The following is an 18,015-nucleotide window of genomic DNA, read 5'->3' on the forward strand; positions in this document are numbered from 1 at the left end:
CCACTCTCTCACATCGATCCACTTACTCTTTTAAAAGTGGTTCAGTAGATTGTAATAGTTTTTCAAATTCCTCTTTAGGCAATGGCTTACTGAAAAGAAACCCTTGCCTTTCATCGCATCCTGTTTCGTTTAACCAAGCCAACTCACTCTTCGTTTCTACACCTTCAGCAACCACATTAAAATGTAGACTAGTAGCAAGCTCTACCACACTGCGAACCACTAACCCTTTTTTATAATCAAGGTCTACGTTCCTGATAAACTCTCTATCTAGTTTCACTTCAGCAACTGGTAATTTAACGAGGTGTGTTAATGACGAAAAGCCCTTCCCAAAGTCATCGATTGAAATCATTACACCTATATCTCTGATCTTTTGAATCGTCTGAATAACAAGCTCCATATTTTCTATAAACACACTTTCTGTTAACTCCAATTGTAAGTATCTTGCATCTAATTGTGACTCTTGCAAGGCTTTTTCAATCAAGTCTACTAGATTTGACTGATAAAAATGCTTGGCGGAGATATTTACTGATATTCGGATTTTAGGGTATCCCTCATCCTGCCAGCGTTTGTTTTGCCTACATGCTTCAGTAATCACCCATTCATCAATTTTCTCTATAAGTCCCGCTTCTTCAGCTAACGGAATAAACGTCGCTGGACTTACCATATCACCCTTTGGATGATGCCACCTGATCAATGCTTCCATACTTGTTAAATAATTCGTTTGATTTACTTTCGGTTGGTAGTAGAGTTCAAATTGACTCGTATTTACAGCGTTTCTTAAATCATTTGTAAGAACAATTTTCTCTAAATATTCAGCTCTCATTGCTTCAGTAAAAAATTCAATAGTGGTGCCTTCTTGTGCTTTGCTGTTATACATCGCAATATCTGCATGTTGGACTAAGGATTCACTCCCACTTGCGTCCTCCGGAAAAAGACTAATACCAATACTACTTGATATATGAAGGGTATGATCTAATAGCACAATAGGCTGTTCAAACATGAGTTTAAGCTTTGCCGCTATGTTCATCACTTCTTGTTTCTCTTCAAAGTTTTCCATGATAATGACAAATTCATCCCCACTCAACCGATATGGATGGATTTTTTCGTTTTTTAATGAGCTTAGCATATTAGCAACGATCTTTAATAACTCGTCTCCAGCCAAATGTCCCATCGTATCATTAACCTGCTTGAATTGATTAAGGTCTAGGAAAAGAATAGCGACCTTTTTATTCTTTTCTTTTGCATGATCAATGATTTCTTTCAGTGAAATTTGGAAAAATTGACGGTTTGGCAGACCCGTTAATACATCATAATAAGCTAAATCATGTAACTTTTTCTCTGAATCCCTTAACATTTCTGCCTTGCTTTTTAGTTCTTCATTTATATCATTACTTTCTTCAAACATCTTTTTCAAATTATCAAACATATCTTTAAAGTTAGTCGTCAATGATTGAATCTCCGAGATCGAACTAGTTGGCCAAACTACGGTTTCAAATTGATTTAGCTTGGATGGCAACCCTGTCGTAGTGATTGCTAACTGGTTAAGTGACCTAGAAAATAATCGATGAATGATACTCGAAATCAGAAAAACGAGTAGTAAAAGAACAGATAAAAAGACTAGTTGATTCATAAATGAATGAAACGCCACTTTTTGAAAGGGACCAATCGGTACTTCTACTTTTAGCTCTAAGGATTCGACCCCGAAATCACTTTCATATACGTAAAAGCCTTTGCTCCAATTCTTTACATCTAACACAGAATCTTGTGGGACAACCTGATAAAAGGATGAAGATAGATAATGGATCTTATCGTTTTCCGACCAATTAAATAATTGCTTTTTGATCATTGTATCCTTGGTTGAAGCAATAATCATACCTTCGCTACTAGTTACAGTCAGATTATAATGATTTTGCTCAGCAATTCTACTAATCATTTCCTCAAAATAGCCAATTTGAATTTTTCCATTTAGCCTCAGTCTCAAGATATCTTCTTCACTCCAGCTTTTCATTTCTAGAGCTACTTCCCTTTTAATCCCTTCAGCTGCTTGATTGATACTACCCTCATTTTGCTTGATCGCACTTAAACTATTTATGGTCACATAAATAAGAAAAGGAAAAATGATTGCAATGAATGAGAGATGAAACAAAAGATGTTTGATATTAAATAACCGTTTCCTTTTTCCCTGCCCAAGCCAACGTTGGTATGGAAGATACGTGTAGAGTAAATCTGCAAAAAACAGATTGATGATTCCATTAAAAACACCTGTAGTGACCTGATAGAGTAAAACGGTTTCGTTTAAGTTGTATACATTTTGATAAATAAATACTGAAACGGGTAATAAGAAGATCACCCAAAAAACAGAACCGATTATAACCATATTTACCTTTGGTTTGTACTGTAGAATGATTGCAAAAAAGATAATCTCTACCAATGAAAAGAGATTCACTGATAAAATGTCAAAAAAGAAAATAGCAATCACTTGTGCCACAAGATTGATGACTAGCGCAACCTTAAAACCATATATTCGTAGAATTAATAGAAAAAAAACACTTGCAGAGGTAAAAGTACCGCCTAAGGCAGTGTCCCACGGATATAGAAAACTGAAAATGGCTAACGCGATTAACACTAGCAGCAAAGGAGTAGTATGTATGGTCCATCTGTGGGTGCTCATGAATGTTATCCTCCTTTTGTTAATCATGGTCTATAGTAAAATATTTGCACTTAGTTAGCGATAAGATATACCAAATGAAAACGCTATCAATGGAATGTATTTAGAAAAAACAAAAAAGGCCCTTACATAGCAGAACCTAACAAATCGTAACCCGGCTATCATGCTATGCGAAGACCCGTGGCTTTGCGTCCTATATTTTCATATAGTTTGCCAGATTATTCAACTAGTTTTCCCGACCAAAAACGTATAGGTCTTTGGACTCTATTATAATACCTTTTGTCGAAATTTGATACAACTTTCTGGCAATATCACATATTGTATATTTTTCCAATTAGGTGCATGGGGGTGCATGGGGACGGTTCTCGTGTCTCAATCATCGAACCTAGACATGTGCGACACCGGGACGGTTCTCGTGTCTCAAATTCCGAACCTAGACATGCAATGATACATGAGAACCGTCCCCTCAAACCATACTAAAATGGTGCATGAGAACCGTCCCCACACACCAACCGATAATGGTGCACGAGAACCACCCCCCTGCACCTGATGGACACAGAAAAAACACAAAAAATTTACATAATTTAACTTTACTGATATTTCCATATATGTAATAATAACCCTGTTCTTATTTAATGGAGGTGTATGTTCAATTGTTCAAAACGAAAATTGCCGGGATTGGTAAAGCAGTTGGCTCCAGTATCAAAACGAGTCAAGAGTTGGCTGTTGAAATGGGTGTTAAAGATGGATGGATCGAAAAAGCTACTGGTGTTATGTCTCGCCATTACATCGATCAAGAAAAAGGAGAAACAGCTTTAACTCTTGGTACACAAGCTGCCTTATCTGCTATCCGGGATGCGAATTTAGATGTTTCCGATATTGATTGTATTATCGGAGCAAGTGGGACCCACCTTCAAGCAATCCCTTGTGATGCAGCTTTATTCCAACGAGAACTAGGGTTAGAGCAATCTGGTATTTCATGTTTTGATGTAGATACAACGTGTTATAGCTTTCCACTGGCTGTTTTCATTGCTTCAAATCTAGTAAGCTCGAATCTTTATAAAAACATCTTAATCATTAGTTCTGATACTCCAAGTCCAACACTCAAAAAGGCTGAACGAGAAGTAAGAGTTTTGTTTGGTGACGGAGCTGCTGCTTGTATTGTTACGAAGACCCCAGAAGGAGAATCTAGCAGAGTCCATCATTTCAAGTTAAATACATACAGTGAAGGGGCAGATTACACGAGTGTAAAAGGTGGCGGGGTTCTGAAACACCCAAATGATCCTTCGACAACATTGGAAGATAACATCTTTCATATGGAAGGAAAGAAAGTTTTCAAGACAGCTGTTCGTTATTTAGAAGGCTTTTTCAAAGAATTAGAAGAAGCAAGCAAGATTCTAATTAGTGATTATAAATTTATCGTCCCCCATCAAACAAGTAAGAATGGAATGGAGATTCTCAGAAAATATGGATTCGAAAAAGAGCGTATAGTGAATCACCTATCTGATCATGGAAATTGTATTGCCGCTTCTATTCCAATGGCATTCTATGATTATATTCAATCAGGGGAAATCAAAAGAGGTGACATGATATTACTGTTCGGAACATCCGCTGGGTTATCTTTAGGTTCATTATCAATTACTTATTAAAAGGTAGGTGTTTTAACTATGACACGAGAAGAAATCTTATCCAAAGGCAAAGCCATTATCATCGAACGTTTATCAGTTGGTGAAGAGAAAGTCATAGAAACTGCTAGTTTTAAGGATGATTTAGGGGCTGACTCCCTAGATGTTGTTGAGCTTGTGATGGAAATAGAAGATGAATTTGATATAGAAATCGACGATGAGGAAGCAGAAAAGTTTATAACCGTTGGGGATGTCGTAACATATGTACAATCTGCTCTAACAGAAACGGTGTAATTTTATTCTTTTTCCCTAAACCTGACTCTTTAATAGAATCAGGTTTTTCGCTTCTATTAAATGCTGCTTCATACAAGAGGTAGAACTGCTACCCTAGTTTGATTTCAACCCATTTAACAACAAATCGACCAGTGTTTCTACAACTTCATCTTGTTCATTACTAAATGTCTCGATTTGAAAAACGTGGTGGCTTAAAACATAACCAAACATCGTATAAAACAAAAGGTCGACCACAGCTTGTTCCTGAACGTCACGGAATTCTCCTTTATCTTTCATTCTCTGAACAAATTCTAACGCTTCTTTCTTTGCAGGAATGGTAATGTTATTTACAATCGATTCTAGGATTTCCTCTCGATTTAACGCTTCACGTAATAACACCTGTACCACTTTGTTGTTTTTTTCAATCAAATCTAATCGATCTTTAAAGATGGATATTAATACTTCCTCACTAGCCCCTTCTACGGCACTAAACTGACTTTTTACTTCTTTTAAAATAATAGGTGAAGTCATTTTTATAAACAATGGCGATAAAATTTGGTACAGTAAATTATTTTTAGATTGAAAGTTACGAAACAATGTTACTTCTGCCACACCTGCTTCCTTGGCAATATCAGATGTTGAACTATTATCAAATCCCTTTTGTGAGAACATATTAATAGCAGCGTCTAGAATTTTTTCTTTACTCTTATTTTTTCTTTTTTCCTTTTCCAGCTCACCTGTTAATCGTTCAATCGTTTGTTGTAAGGTTTGTTCTTTTGTTTCAGATTCCATATAATCACCTACTCTAAGTTCTTTTTAAAACGAAGGGTTGTTATAACACATAATAAAACCGTAAACCCTATAAGGATAAGGGTTTGGCTCCATAATTCTTCTAATCCTATCCCCTTTAAGAAAATACCTCTAAGGATTTCTAAATAATAGGTTAATGGAATAAAACCGCCTAGCGCTTGGATAATGAGTGGCATCGGTTCTCTTGGAAAAACAAAGCCCGATAGAATAACACTGGGTAAAATAATCGCAAACGCCATGTGCATGGCCTGTAATTGGTTTTTGGCAAGGGTTGATACTAATATTCCCATAGCAAGTGTTGTAATCATGAAAAGGATACTAAGACCAATCAACAAGGTCATGCTCCCTTGAACTGGAACGCCAAACCATGTCAAGGCTGTAATTAACACCAGTAGGAATGAAAATAAACCAATTCCTATATAAGGCGTTAATTTTCCCAAAATTAACTCACTAGATTTAATTGGAGTGACAATTAGTTGTTCCATCGTCCCTCTTTCTTTTTCTCTTACTAACGAAAAAGCAGTAAGCAGCAAAATAACTTCTTGAAGAATCAACCCGATTAGAGCAGGTATGTTAAAGTTCATTACTTCCATTGTTGGATTGTATAAGACGCGTGAATCCTCTTTAACTGGCTGCAAGATTCCTGCTGTTAGCTGAGATTGAATTTGGATTGACTTATTTTGTACAACTAATTTAGAGTTTGATAGAGCAGTTTTAGATACAGTCGGATCAGAGCCGTCAATAAGTATCTGAACAGATGCTCCTTCAGTGAGTAAATCATTTGAATAGGTCCTAGGAATGATCAAAGCCATGCTGACGTCACCCTGATCCAACATCTTTTCAATTTCATCATACGATTGTACCCTTCCTGTTTGTAAAAAGTAACGACTGTTTTCAAAGCTTTGGATTAAGCTTCTACTTTCTGCCGTTTGATTTTGATCCCATACAACCATTTCAATGTTATCAATTTCTGAACTAACCGCATAGCCTAAGAGGAATAAGAGCATGACCGGTAATACGATCGCTATAGCTAAACTACCGGGGTCCTTTTTTATTTGAATGATTTCTTTTTTAACGATAGAAGCATAACGGGTAAAACTGAAAGGTGTTTTTTCTTTAGACATACTCTAATCCACCACCTTTCAAAGGATTACTTTCTTGCTCTTCTACTAATCGAATAAAAAGATCATTTAGATTACGAACATTATACTTTTCTATCAATTCTGAGGGCTTTCCCTTTATTAAGATATGACCGAAAAAAATAAAGCCGATTTCGTCACATAGCTCAGCTTCATCCATATAGTGAGTGGTAACTAGAATGGTCACGCCTTCCTTTGAAAGCTGGGTAATAATATCCCAAAAAATTCTTCGAGAAACAGGATCTACACCAGCTGTGGGTTCATCAAGAATTAACAGTTCAGGTTTATGTAACAAGGCGCAGCTTAATGCTAACCGTTGTTTCCACCCTCCTGACAGAGAGGAAGCTCTTTGATTTTCTCTTCCTACTAGACCTGATAATTCAATCAGTTCTTTTTGTCTTTCCTTGCTATTTTTCCCTTTCAAACCGTATATACCAGAATAGAAGTCTAAATTCTCTTTAACGGTTAATTCTTCATACAGACTAAATTTTTGAGACATATAACCAATCCGTTGCTTGATACTTTCTGGCTCTTTTTTGACGTCGAATCCTAAAACAGTACCGACCCCATCACTCGGCTCTAATACACCACACAACATTCGAATCATCGTCGATTTTCCTGAACCATTCGGTCCTAGAAACCCGTAAATATGACCTTTAGGAACTTCTAAATTAACATGATTCACAACAAGCAACTTTCCAAACTTCTTAGTCAGCCCCTCAGTTTTAATTGATAGCTCCATGAACCTCATCACCTTCTCCTCTTTTATAGATCAACCTCTACAGACATTCCAGGCTTAAGTTCAGAAACATCTGACACATTAATAGAAACAGCGAATACTCGTTTTGCTCTTTCTTCCTTTGTTTGTATCGTTTGTGGAGTGAATTCAGCTTCAGAGGAAATTCGTTTAATCGTCCCTTCGAACGTATCATTTTCAAAGGCATCTGTTCGAATTTTCACCTTATCTTCTAATTCGATTGAACTCACATCCTTTTCACTCACATAAATGATGACTTCTTTCATGCTCGGATCGACAATCGAAAGAAGATCTTGGTTTGGATTTGCGATTTCTCCCTTAGTGATATAAATATCTTGTATAAACCCTTGAACTGGTCCTTTAACGAGAGAATTTTGTTTTTGTAATTCTAATAACTTCAATTGATTTTGAGCTTGTTTAATGGATCCATCTGCTTGATCGGTAAGATAGTCTTTGTTTAGGTCCTCGGCTTCCTGCTTCTTCGCATTTGCGATATCAATCCCCACTTTTGCATTTTCGATTTCAATATCCAACTTTTGTGTATTTAATGTAATCAAAACATCTTCATTTGTAATCGAATCTCCTTCTTTGACGTGTATTTCATCGACCTTTCCTACGTATTCACTTTGAATCTTAATCTTCTTTCCTTCCACAAATCCTGAATATCCTAACTCCTCTTCTGTTCCGGAACAAGCGATTAGTGACATGACTGTAGTCGCAATCAGCACATTTAAGGCAATTTTCTTTTTCATTGGTTTAATCTCCTCTACATTTTATCTTTTATGTAAGTGAGCACTTTCATTTTTAATGTTACCTCGTTTGAAAATAATTGCATATAGTAAAATAATCCCATTTAGTGGATATTTTTGTTAAATTTTTATGAACGTGTTCATTAAGGGGACAATCGGAATGTTCAACTTCATTTCCTCTACCTTTTTGTCGATAAATTTTACTAGTAGGTTACCAGATTTCGCTAAGTTTCATATCTAGCATTTGTTATATTATGGTAAAAAGTGAAAGCAGGGGATATAATGTATTTCGAGAGTTTACTTGATGCAATCTTTGGGCCAAGAGAAATCTTGCATGTGATGGAATGTTCAGTATGTGGCTTTAATGAAGTATATTATATAGACGCTGAAACGAACGTACAGATAGGAAGAGCCTGTCAGGGGTGTAACTTTGTTCAAAGGTTTGATGTACCGAAAGCGAATAACTTTTAACTTTATTGCCCTCCAATTGTAGGTTGTGGTGCATAACAATTGGAGGGCACCACATCCCTTTCTCCTAATCCTCCACCTCTCTAGGAAAATCCGTTCCAAAAACAAGGAATAACCACCAAAAAAGGGATTTAATTTTCCCAATAACATTTTTCGCTATTTTCATTTATGCTATTAATCGATGGTTATAAAAGCTATCCCAAAAGTCCATTTACATAGGAGGATAAAATGAGAAAGTATTTGTTCCTATTTTTTTGCTTAATGGTAATGGTAGGTTGTAATAAGAAACCTGATGATAAGAAGTTCGATGAGTGGTTTAGTTCCCAAGAAGAAGCGATCCAACATGGACTGGAATTAGAAGGAATTGCACAAGAAAGTATAATAGATGTTGAAGAAGTTGATAATCAAACTTTTGTCGTTTACAGAAGATCAACTAACCAATACGGAGCTGCAATGATTCATAAAAAGGATAGCAAATTTCAATGGTTTAGAGGACAAAGTGAGGTTGAGCTTCCCTCTCATACAAATGGAGAGAAGTATAGTATCGTAAAGACTGAAATAAAGTCTCCTTCAAATGAGAGATATGAAATTAGTTATGGGAGGGTTACAAATCCTGATAAGAGGAGCATTTCTATCGTTAAAGATGGAGTAATCACTGAAAAACATATCTATAATGAAGTTTTTTTCTATATTCAAAGTAAACCCACTAAAGAAATTGATATCCATTACTGAAACCTCCTGCGGGATCAATAATCACCACTCGCCGGACGTGGAGTGTATTCAGCCTGCTCGAAATGATCATTTTTTTAAGCCTAAACCTTTTCCAAAGATTCTATGGACAAAAAAAATAACTTTTAATCTTATGAAGTATGGTAGAATCCGTTCAAATAGGATCTTTCAAAAATCAGATTAAAAGTTATTATCAGCAATATTCAATTGTTTCATGTTTTGAGCAATTTCATTAATTAAATCAGTTGCAGACATAGATGGTTTCTTTTCTCCTGTTTCATAAGCAGCTTTCAACACATCTATAAATTTTTCTTTTGTGATAATGGTTGAATCTTGTAATCTATTGATCGACATTTTGATTCTCTCTTTCGTATTCCGATATTTCTACATATTACCACCAAATTGGATATAAATCTACTATTTTTTTGGTAAAAAGGCGGGTAATTAGAACCAATCGGTAGGCTATATCCCAAAGGCACAAGGCCAATTTTCCCAAGAGACTTCATCCCTTAAAATCCCTCGAGTATGCCCCCAACACTAACACCCTCCACGATTTCCCATATGATAACCAGTCCCCACTTACCCCTTCTCTAGTATATAATGATAGGTATGTATAAGCTGCAGGAGGTTGTTAAGTGAATATATTAATTACAGGTTCGACAGGTTTTTTAGGATCGACATTAGCCAAAAGGTTATTGAAAGAGAACCATCATGTTTATTTAGTAGCGCGTAGCAAGAAAAAAGCCCAAGCTCTGATCGAAGAATTAGATCATAAAAATGGACAGGTTCACGTGATTGAAGGGGAATTAACGAGGTCTTCCTTAGGAATAAATGAAGAAGAAATAGCTGCGCTCACAGGGAACATTGACGTCATCTATCATTCAGCAGCATTACTGTCATTTGATGAATCAATGCGGGAAGAGATTTTCCATGTGAATGTTTCAGGCACAAAAAACATCCTTGAATTTGCGAAGCAGATTAACGTACAGAAATTTATTCATGTGAGCACGGCATATACGTTAGGCACAAGGTCTATTGGAAGTGAAACCTTATACCCTACTTCCTCTACCTTCCAAAACGCCTATGAAGAAAGTAAATGTAATGCAGAACATTTAGTGATGTCTTATCATCAGGATTTTGATGTGATGATTATGAGACCAGCGATCATTATAGGAGACTCAGAAACAGGGGAATCCAACTCGACATTTGGACTATATGGAATCATTCGAACGGTTGAAATTTTAAAGAAATTGGCACGAAGAGATCCTAACACTAATCATAACTACCGGATATTAATGAATAAACGTTCAGTGTCCAACCTTGTTCCGATTGATTACGTAGTAACCGTGCTAATGCTAGGCCTAGATTTTGGCGAAAATAACACCATCTACCATATTACTAACCCTAATCCACCTAGCAATCAATTAATCTTTGATAGCATCATGGAAAGCCTAGAATTCAATGGGGTCGAACTCACCCCATACGATGAAGAACATGTATTAACTGAAGAAGAAGTAAAAATAAACACACCTATTAAAGTATTTAAAGAATACCTTAATTCATCCATCACATTCGTTGATGAAAACACAAGAAACCTATTACATCAAGGAAACGTCAATCCGTTAAACATGGATAAAGAGATGCTAATCAGGATTATTGACGGATTTGTTGAACATAAAACCGTTACTGCAAAGCCAGTTCTGCTGGGAACTGTCTGATTTAAATATTTGAGCACAGTCAAAAAAATTGGGCTGTGCTCTTTTTGTGAAATGGGGACGGTTCTCACGTCTCATACTTTATACGGAAATAGAAATGAAACATCGGAACCGTCCCCATTTACCACCCCAGAAATGAAACACGAGAACCGTCCCTATCGTTTAATGTAAATCTAATTCAATAATGTCACCATCACTAAGTATTGATTCAAGTGAGTCTACAGGTGAACCATCCGCAGCAGTTATTTGAGCCAACCACCGTTCACTCCCATTTAGACTTTGCTCGAAACCTTTAAGAGAGACAATACGGTTATGCTCTACTACCATCTCTAATTCATCATGATACTTATACATAACATCATTCATCGTTTCTCCTGTGTTAAAATAAAAATCTTCATGTAAGATTTGAGTTTCACCATAATTTTTTGTGATAATAATCGTAACAACGTTATATTCCATTGGTTCTTCAACGTAATATTCATCGCTGATTACTTCCTCTGACTCTATCTGGTAATTTGATTCTAGAACCTCATTCTCTCCCTCTCCAATAAAAGCAGCTATGCGCGCCTTAACATCAGCAACCTTGTTCACTACATTACTTTTTGTAAGTGTATGTTGAGGGAAAGCATCTTTAAGAACGGGCAAAGCAAATAGATAAAAAGCTATTGCACAAGTAGCTACTACCATCATTTTACCGATGAGAGCCGTTCTTTTATAAGAGGCTATATCTTGATTGATCGATTCCTCATCGAAAATCGGTGTATCTATTAAAATAGCAACATCAACTGCTAGCTTTGAGGCACTTCGGTTAAATAGAAGCGTTCGTACTTGATGATAATAACAAGTGAGTTTATTCATCTCACCATTTATCATTTGATTTGCAATGTTTAGCTCGTATTTAAGTTTTTTAGACTTTTTACTGATTAATCGAATTAACCTTTTAGCCTTTTTGCGCACTACTTTTAACTGGATAATGTTCCGATCCATTTTATTCATATACCTCTGCATCTTGTTTATAGCAGATTCTATTTCTGCAATCTTCTTCTTTGCGCTAAAATGACTAAACACGCCTAATGCGACTAGAGCTGGAATTGCAACCATTCCACCTAGTAATGTCGTACCCGCTATCATTCCTCCACCACCAGCTGCTACTGATCCACCACCAAGGAAGGCTAAAGTTGCATTCGTTGCAGCTGCACCTGATAAAGCTGAGATAGCCGTTCCAGTGGATGCAGCTCCTAATGTCGATACTAGACCCCAAGTAGCAAGAGCTGTTCCGATTCCAGCTGTTGCTCCAAGAGTCGCACCAACACCTGCTGTCAATGCTAGTTGGCCATTTGCCAACGTTTGATTTATTATTTTAAAATCTGATAGTTTCGGTTGGTTTAATGTTTTTTCTTGATTGCCTACAGTAAGTTCCTTAAAAGTATGTAGATCTTTAATCGCTTCAACTTTTACCTGAACTACGGTTTCTAGCAAAGCATCCACTTCACGGCTTTTTATTTTCATCTTACGTAATTTAGCATTATATCGATTCTTCACTTTGTTATACTTAGCCATCGCTTCTTCAATTCGTCCGTATGCACCAAAGGTCAAGATGTTTTTAAATGTACTCATGATCGTCACCTTAAAATAAGAAATTTATTCAAAATATGTCACAAACATATAATGAAACATACACCTTAGATTACTCGAATAACCACCTAGTAGCAACTGAAAAATAGGGACGGTTCTCGTGTCTCATACTTTATACGGAAATAGAATTGATACACGAGAACCGTCCCCATGCACCAACCTGAATTGAAATACGAGAACCGCCCCCTGCACCACCCTGAAATGAAATACGAGAACCGCACCCTTCACCACCCCCGAAATGATACACGAGAACCGTCCCCAGTTTACAATTTTCATAATTAACTATAAACTTGAAATAAGGAAAAAAATGTCGGGAATTGGAGAAATGAACTATGCTATTTAACTCATTTGAATTTATCTTCGTCTTTTTACCGGTCGTCTTTTTAGTCTACTTTTTTCTTAATAAAAAGCGATTAATTGTGGCAGCAAAAACATGGTTAGTTTTTAGTTCATTATTCTTTTATAGCTGGTGGAATATCGTCTACCTCCCTTTAATCCTTACATCGCTATTCTTTAACTATGCGATAGGATTCGCTCTTGGGAAAGACAGGCAAACAAAGATTAGTAGAAAAGCCGTTCTAACCATAGGAATACTGTTTAATGTAGGTTTACTCGGATATTTCAAGTACTCCGATTTTTTCATCACGAATATCAACAGCTTGTTTACTACAAATCTTGCACTCTTAAAACTAGCACTCCCTTTAGCCATTAGCTTTTTTACCTTCCAACAAATTGCCTACCTTGTCGATGCTTATCGAAAAGAAACAAACGAATATGATTTCTTGAATTACGCTCTATTTGTTACCTTTTTCCCGCAGTTAATTGCTGGACCGATTGTTCATCATAAGGAAATGATGCCTCAGTTTAAAATGTTACGTAATAAAGTGATTACTTATAAAAATATCACGCTAGGAATCTTTATTTTTTCAATTGGTTTATTTAAAAAAGTAGCCATTGCCGACACTTTTGCAATCTGGGCTACTCAGGGCTTTGACCAAATAGAAACCCTCACTTTCGTTGAAGGGTGGATCACTTCACTATCGTATACCTTTCAATTGTATTTTGATTTTAGTGGGTATACAGATATGGCAATAGGTGCAGCATTGCTATTCAACATCGTACTTCCAATAAACTTTAATTCACCATATAAGGCCTTAGATATCCAGGATTTTTGGAGAAGGTGGCATATCACGCTTAGCCGCTTTTTAACACACTATATTTATATTCCTCTTGGGGGAAATAGAAAAGGGATAAAAAGGACTTATATAAACATCATGATTATCTTCCTTGTAAGTGGATTATGGCATGGTGCTGGTTGGACGTTTGTTTTTTGGGGATTTCTTCATGGTGCTGCTAGTTTGATCAGTCGCTACTGGAAATCGCTTGGCTTCAAGTTACATAAAGTGTTAGCTTGGTTTATTACATTTAATTTTGTGAATATCGCCTGGGTTTTCTTTCGAGCCACAACTTGGGAAGATGCCATCAAAGTATTAAAAGGAATGTTTGGTCTGAACAGTTTTCCAATCTATTTTCTTAATCAATTCGAAATAATGAAAGCGCTATTAGCAATTATTTTAGCTGGGATTATCACCTTATTCTTTAAAAACTCAATCCAATTAACAAAGGACTTCAAACCAACTATTAAAACCATGCTTTTTACGATCATGATTTCCGCCTATGCAATCTTTCAATTAAATAAAATAAGCGAGTTTTTATACTTTAACTTTTAGAGGTGTGTAAATGACATATAAAAAATGGCTAACCATCTTTTTGACACTATTATTTACAATTCTCACCATCGGGTATGGCTTGAGGTATTCCGGCCAACAATTTGTCTATGATCTAGAACGTGCCACATGGGAAGCGAAAGATAGGATGATCGATAACATTCATGACTACAATTATGACTATTTAATCCTTGGTACATCTCGAACACTCGCATTAAATCCTTTGTATCTCGAGGAAAAATATCAGACGAAAACCATAAATTTATCAGTAGGAGGAGCAACTGCACCTTCAACCTATTATTTTTTAGAAAGACTATTAGAAAAAAAGATAAAGCCTAAGAAAATATACATCGAATTAAATCCTATGAATATGTCGTCTTTTGATACAGATGTAAATACGACCTTAGGTGAACGATTTATACGGTTTGTAGCAGAGAAAGATGAAATTAGAGAACTAGCAAACTACGAAGAGGCTGCTTTAACTAAGTACAAAAATATTCACTCTTTCCCTTTCAATGACTATTTTTACAAAACGAATAAAATGATGATAGACGGTATGTTTAAACGATTTGATGATAAAATAAGTGATGATAAAATGACTCAGACATTACTTACTAATAAAGGCTTCTTTCTATTTGGAAAAGACACATTAGATTTCAGTGAAATTAACAGAACCATACGAAGACAAGATTCAATCAATTATGGAAACTTTATTAGTAAATATACGCAGGAAGAAGTACCCTTGCTAACAAAGATCTATTTTGAAAAACTACTCTCAACACTGGAAAACAGTAATATTGACTATTATTTCTTCTTCTCACCAATGCCAGAAGGAAGAGCTGTGATTGAAGACCTTTCTTTCGGAAAAATGAGTGAATTATACAATCAAATTGATCCGGATAAAATATCTAGTAGCATTCTACTGCTAGATGAACAATATTTCAGTGATCCTAGCCATGTTAACTATTATGGCTCAATCATCTATAATGACTACTTTAATGAATGTATCATTAACAATGAATGCTCATTTAGTACCCATGAATTGCATGAATTGGGGTTTTGAGGTAAAGGGACGGTTCTCGTGTCTCACACTTTATACAACACTAGAAATTAAACAGTAGAACCGTCCCTATGTACCAAATAATAAAATGACACACGAGAACCGTCACCATTTGCATTACTATTTCTTTTATGTTTAAAATAGTAGATAACTATATACATATAAACACTAGGGGCGCTTATAGCTGAGAAAGATGAAAGTCTTAACCCTTTTAACCTGCTCTAGGTAATACTAGCGAAGGGAAGTGGCAGACAAGTTAAAATGTCTAATTGATCCTGTTATATTTGGATGGTAACCACTTCACTTTTCTAATGAAGTGGTTTTTTGTTTTCTATCGCCATTTTTGCTTCGGCTGTTTTCGTATAGATTGTTGCTATTTAACCAAGTCGTCGATTTCCACTCCAGATGCGATCTTTCCTTGGTGCAGGGATGTGCCTCTCGTCGCAAAGCTCCTGTGGGGTCTCATCTGTCCTGCACATCCCGCAGGAGTCTCGCATCTTCCGTTCCAATCAACTAAGATAATATATATTGTTATCTGAAATAACAACAATTTTTGAGAAAAGAGCCTTTGCTTTTGAACAAAACATACACAGCACATGCTCTGATTAAAGGGCTCGCTCCTCTTTTATGAGCTTGGATTTGTTGCATTGATTTCATTTACTAATTTTAGGTTGGGGGAATTTAAATGGTTGCTACATTAAATGATTTGTTAAGGCAAGTTGATCAGCGTCAAGACGAGCTACTCTCATTAGTAGAAAGACTTATTCGTTATGAAACACCTGCTCCACCAGCAAGAAATACAGAGGATGCCCAACAATTTATTGCTTCTTTCCTTGAAGAAAAAGGTTTCTCCATTGATAAGTGGGATGTATATCCAGGTGACCCGAATGTGGTGGGAGTTTTAAAAGGGTCAGATTCCTCTTCTTATAAAAGCTTGATTGTAAATGGGCATGTGGATGTGGCTGAAATCAGTGAGGATGAAGAATGGGAAACAGGACCTTTTTCTCCTGTTCTCAAAGATGGATTCCTTATGGGCCGTGGGGCTAGTGATATGAAAGGTGGACTTGGCGGAGCGTTATTCGCGATTCAGCTTTTACGTGAAGCCGGTATTGAACTCGGTGGCGACCTTACCTTTCAATCGGTCATTGGTGAAGAAGTTGGTGAGGCAGGTACACTAGAATGCTGCAAACGTGGCTATAGCGCAGATTTCGCCGTTGTTGTTGATACAAGTGATTTACATATTCAAGGTCAAGGTGGCGTGATTACAGGTTGGATTACGGTAAAAAGCAAGAAAACATTCCATGATGCGACGAGAAAACGAATGATTCATGCTGGCGGGAACCTATTTGGTGCAAGTGCGATTGAAAAAATGATGAAGGTTGTCCAAGGCTTGCAGGATTTAGAACGACACTGGGCTGTCATGAAAAGCTACCCTGGTTATGATCCAGGAACAAACACCATCAACCCAGCCGTAATTGAAGGCGGTAGACATGCAGCTTTTATAGCAGACGAATGTCGCTTATGGATCACTGTCCATTTTTATCCAAATGAAACGTATGAACAAGTTTCAAAAGAAATTGAAGAGCACATCCTACGAGTAGCCTCAGCAGATCTATGGCTTAGAGAAAACCCTCCCCTATTTGAATGGGGTGGAACGTCCATGATTGTCGATCGCGGTGAAGTATTTCCTTCACTTGAGGTAGATCCTGAGCATCCAGCTGTAAAAACATTGATGGTTTCACACGGAGATGTAACGGGTGAACAAGCGATTGTTGGTGTCTCACCGACCGTAACAGATGGAGGTTGGTTTGGAGATGTCGGGATTCCAGCCGCGATTTATGGTCCTGGTAACTTAGAGAACGCACATGCTGTGAACGAAAAAGTTTCAATCGAACAACTAACTCACTTTACAAAGGTGATGCTGAAGTTCATTTATCAATGGTGTAATACAAAAAAATAGAATGGAGGAATGGAACAATGAAATTTTCACAACGTCTTCATGAAAAATTAGAACCCATTTGGCGAGCAAATCACAATCATCCTTTTGTAACAGGGATGGGTGATGGTTCATTAGATCAGGAATCATTTCGTTTCTATATGGTCCAAGACTACTTATACTTAATTGATTATGCAAAACTATTTGCGTTAGGAGCAGTAAAAGCGGATGACTTAGAGACAATGGGGAAATTCGCAGCCTTATTAAACTCTACACTAAATGAAGAAATGGAATTACACCGTCAATATGCAAAAAAGTTTGGTATTACTAAGGATGATCTAGAAAATGCTAACCCCTCTCCTATTACGTTAGCTTACTCTCACTACATGTTACATGTGGCGCAAAATGGAACACTTGCTGAATTAGTAGCAGCCCTATTACCATGCATGTGGAGTTACTGGGAAATTGGAAAGGAATTAAGTGAAATACCAGGTGCAGCTGAGCATGAACTATATGGCGAATGGATTAGCATGTATAGCTCTGATGAATTTGGTACATTAGCTCAGTGGTGTATCGGCCTAATGGATGAACTAGCAGCAGGGAAATCAGAAAGTGAAAAGTCTAAATTAGAAGAAATCTTCCTAAATACAACTCGCTATGAATACATGTTCTGGGACATGGCCTATAACAAGCAAATGTGGCCGATCGATGCATAGGGACGGTT

General features: G+C 36.7%; 16 protein-coding genes and 2 riboswitches. Of the genes, 9 read left to right on the forward strand and 7 right to left on the reverse strand.

Annotated elements, in window-relative coordinates; translation table 11 throughout:
* Positions 1 to 22: 22 nt before the first annotated feature.
* Complete coding sequence (locus tag BLQ56_RS16390) at positions 23 to 2,671, reverse strand: EAL domain-containing protein (RefSeq protein ID WP_175490347.1); 2,649 nt, start codon at positions 2,669 to 2,671, stop codon at positions 23 to 25.
* 142 nt (positions 2,672 to 2,813) lie between these two features.
* Positions 2,814 to 2,893, reverse strand: a riboswitch (cyclic di-GMP riboswitch).
* A gap of 428 nt (positions 2,894 to 3,321) precedes the next feature.
* Here BLQ56_RS16390 and BLQ56_RS16395 point away from each other — a divergent pair.
* Together BLQ56_RS16395 and BLQ56_RS16400 are read left to right on the forward strand one after the other, a co-directional pair.
* Positions 3,322 to 4,317: a 3-oxoacyl-[acyl-carrier-protein] synthase III C-terminal domain-containing protein gene (locus BLQ56_RS16395; protein WP_175490348.1), complete on the forward strand. Its 996-nt coding sequence runs from the start codon at positions 3,322 to 3,324 to the stop codon at positions 4,315 to 4,317.
* Positions 4,318 to 4,335: 18 nt separating this feature from the next.
* A complete protein-coding gene (locus tag BLQ56_RS16400; RefSeq protein WP_090856734.1) occupies positions 4,336 to 4,587 on the forward strand; it encodes an acyl carrier protein in 252 nt (83 codons plus the stop codon).
* Between the two features lie 93 nt (positions 4,588 to 4,680).
* On the opposite strand, the gene BLQ56_RS16405 is transcribed toward BLQ56_RS16400, so the two are convergent.
* The 4 genes from BLQ56_RS16405 to BLQ56_RS16420 are packed head-to-tail and all read right to left on the reverse strand — an operon-like array spanning position 4,681 to position 8,024.
* Positions 4,681 to 5,358 (reverse strand): TetR/AcrR family transcriptional regulator, encoded by a 678-nt coding sequence (locus tag BLQ56_RS16405; RefSeq protein WP_090856737.1) that lies wholly within the window; start codon positions 5,356 to 5,358, stop codon positions 4,681 to 4,683.
* Between the two features lie 8 nt (positions 5,359 to 5,366).
* Positions 5,367 to 6,500: an ABC transporter permease gene (locus tag BLQ56_RS16410; RefSeq protein ID WP_090856740.1), complete on the reverse strand. Its 1,134-nt coding sequence runs from the start codon at positions 6,498 to 6,500 to the stop codon at positions 5,367 to 5,369.
* Positions 6,493 to 7,257: an ABC transporter ATP-binding protein gene (locus BLQ56_RS16415; protein WP_090856743.1), complete on the reverse strand. Its 765-nt coding sequence runs from the start codon at positions 7,255 to 7,257 to the stop codon at positions 6,493 to 6,495. Before BLQ56_RS16415 ends, BLQ56_RS16410 begins: the two co-directional genes overlap by 8 nt.
* Positions 7,258 to 7,280: 23 nt before the next feature.
* Complete coding sequence (locus BLQ56_RS16420; protein ID WP_090856746.1) at positions 7,281 to 8,024, reverse strand: HlyD family secretion protein; 744 nt, start codon at positions 8,022 to 8,024, stop codon at positions 7,281 to 7,283.
* Between the two features lie 279 nt (positions 8,025 to 8,303).
* Here BLQ56_RS16420 and BLQ56_RS16425 point away from each other — a divergent pair, with 279 nt between their 5' ends.
* Positions 8,304 to 8,492, forward strand: a complete 189-nt coding sequence (locus tag BLQ56_RS16425) for an acyltransferase (RefSeq protein WP_090856749.1) — start codon at positions 8,304 to 8,306, stop codon at positions 8,490 to 8,492.
* Between the two features lie 225 nt (positions 8,493 to 8,717).
* Positions 8,718 to 9,221: a hypothetical protein gene (locus tag BLQ56_RS16430; RefSeq protein WP_090856753.1), complete on the forward strand. Its 504-nt coding sequence runs from the start codon at positions 8,718 to 8,720 to the stop codon at positions 9,219 to 9,221.
* Positions 9,222 to 9,398: 177 nt separating this feature from the next.
* On the opposite strand, the gene BLQ56_RS23625 is transcribed toward BLQ56_RS16430, so the two are convergent.
* The gene (locus BLQ56_RS23625; RefSeq protein WP_175490349.1) at positions 9,399 to 9,572 is read right to left on the reverse strand and encodes a YwzD family small protein; all 174 of its coding nucleotides are present in this window, start codon (positions 9,570 to 9,572) and stop codon (positions 9,399 to 9,401) included.
* A gap of 281 nt (positions 9,573 to 9,853) precedes the next feature.
* Here BLQ56_RS23625 and BLQ56_RS16435 point away from each other — a divergent pair, with 281 nt between their 5' ends.
* Complete coding sequence (locus BLQ56_RS16435; protein ID WP_090856756.1) at positions 9,854 to 10,936, forward strand: SDR family oxidoreductase; 1,083 nt, start codon at positions 9,854 to 9,856, stop codon at positions 10,934 to 10,936.
* Positions 10,937 to 11,095: 159 nt separating this feature from the next.
* On the opposite strand, the gene BLQ56_RS23220 is transcribed toward BLQ56_RS16435, so the two are convergent.
* Positions 11,096 to 12,550: a hypothetical protein gene (locus tag BLQ56_RS23220; protein ID WP_139163111.1), complete on the reverse strand. Its 1,455-nt coding sequence runs from the start codon at positions 12,548 to 12,550 to the stop codon at positions 11,096 to 11,098.
* 350 nt (positions 12,551 to 12,900) lie between these two features.
* Here BLQ56_RS23220 and BLQ56_RS16445 point away from each other — a divergent pair, with 350 nt between their 5' ends.
* From BLQ56_RS16445 to tenA, 4 genes are all read left to right on the forward strand, one after another.
* Entirely contained in the window at positions 12,901 to 14,298 is a 1,398-nt protein-coding gene (locus tag BLQ56_RS16445; protein ID WP_090856759.1) for an MBOAT family O-acyltransferase, read from the forward strand.
* A 10-nt stretch (positions 14,299 to 14,308) separates the two neighbouring features.
* Positions 14,309 to 15,358: a DUF1574 family protein gene (locus BLQ56_RS16450; protein ID WP_090856762.1), complete on the forward strand. Its 1,050-nt coding sequence runs from the start codon at positions 14,309 to 14,311 to the stop codon at positions 15,356 to 15,358.
* A gap of 157 nt (positions 15,359 to 15,515) precedes the next feature.
* Positions 15,516 to 15,615, forward strand: a riboswitch (TPP riboswitch).
* 425 nt (positions 15,616 to 16,040) lie between these two features.
* Positions 16,041 to 17,315 (forward strand): acetylornithine deacetylase, encoded by a 1,275-nt coding sequence (locus BLQ56_RS16455; RefSeq protein ID WP_090856765.1) that lies wholly within the window; start codon positions 16,041 to 16,043, stop codon positions 17,313 to 17,315.
* A gap of 17 nt (positions 17,316 to 17,332) precedes the next feature.
* Positions 17,333 to 18,007, forward strand: coding sequence for a thiaminase II (tenA, locus tag BLQ56_RS16460; RefSeq protein WP_090856768.1), 675 nt, complete (start codon positions 17,333 to 17,335; stop codon positions 18,005 to 18,007).
* Positions 18,008 to 18,015 lie beyond the last annotated feature (8 nt).

Source organism: Litchfieldia salsa, assembly GCF_900104555.1.
GTDB lineage: Bacteria > Bacillota > Bacilli > Bacillales > Bacillaceae_L > Litchfieldia > Litchfieldia salsa.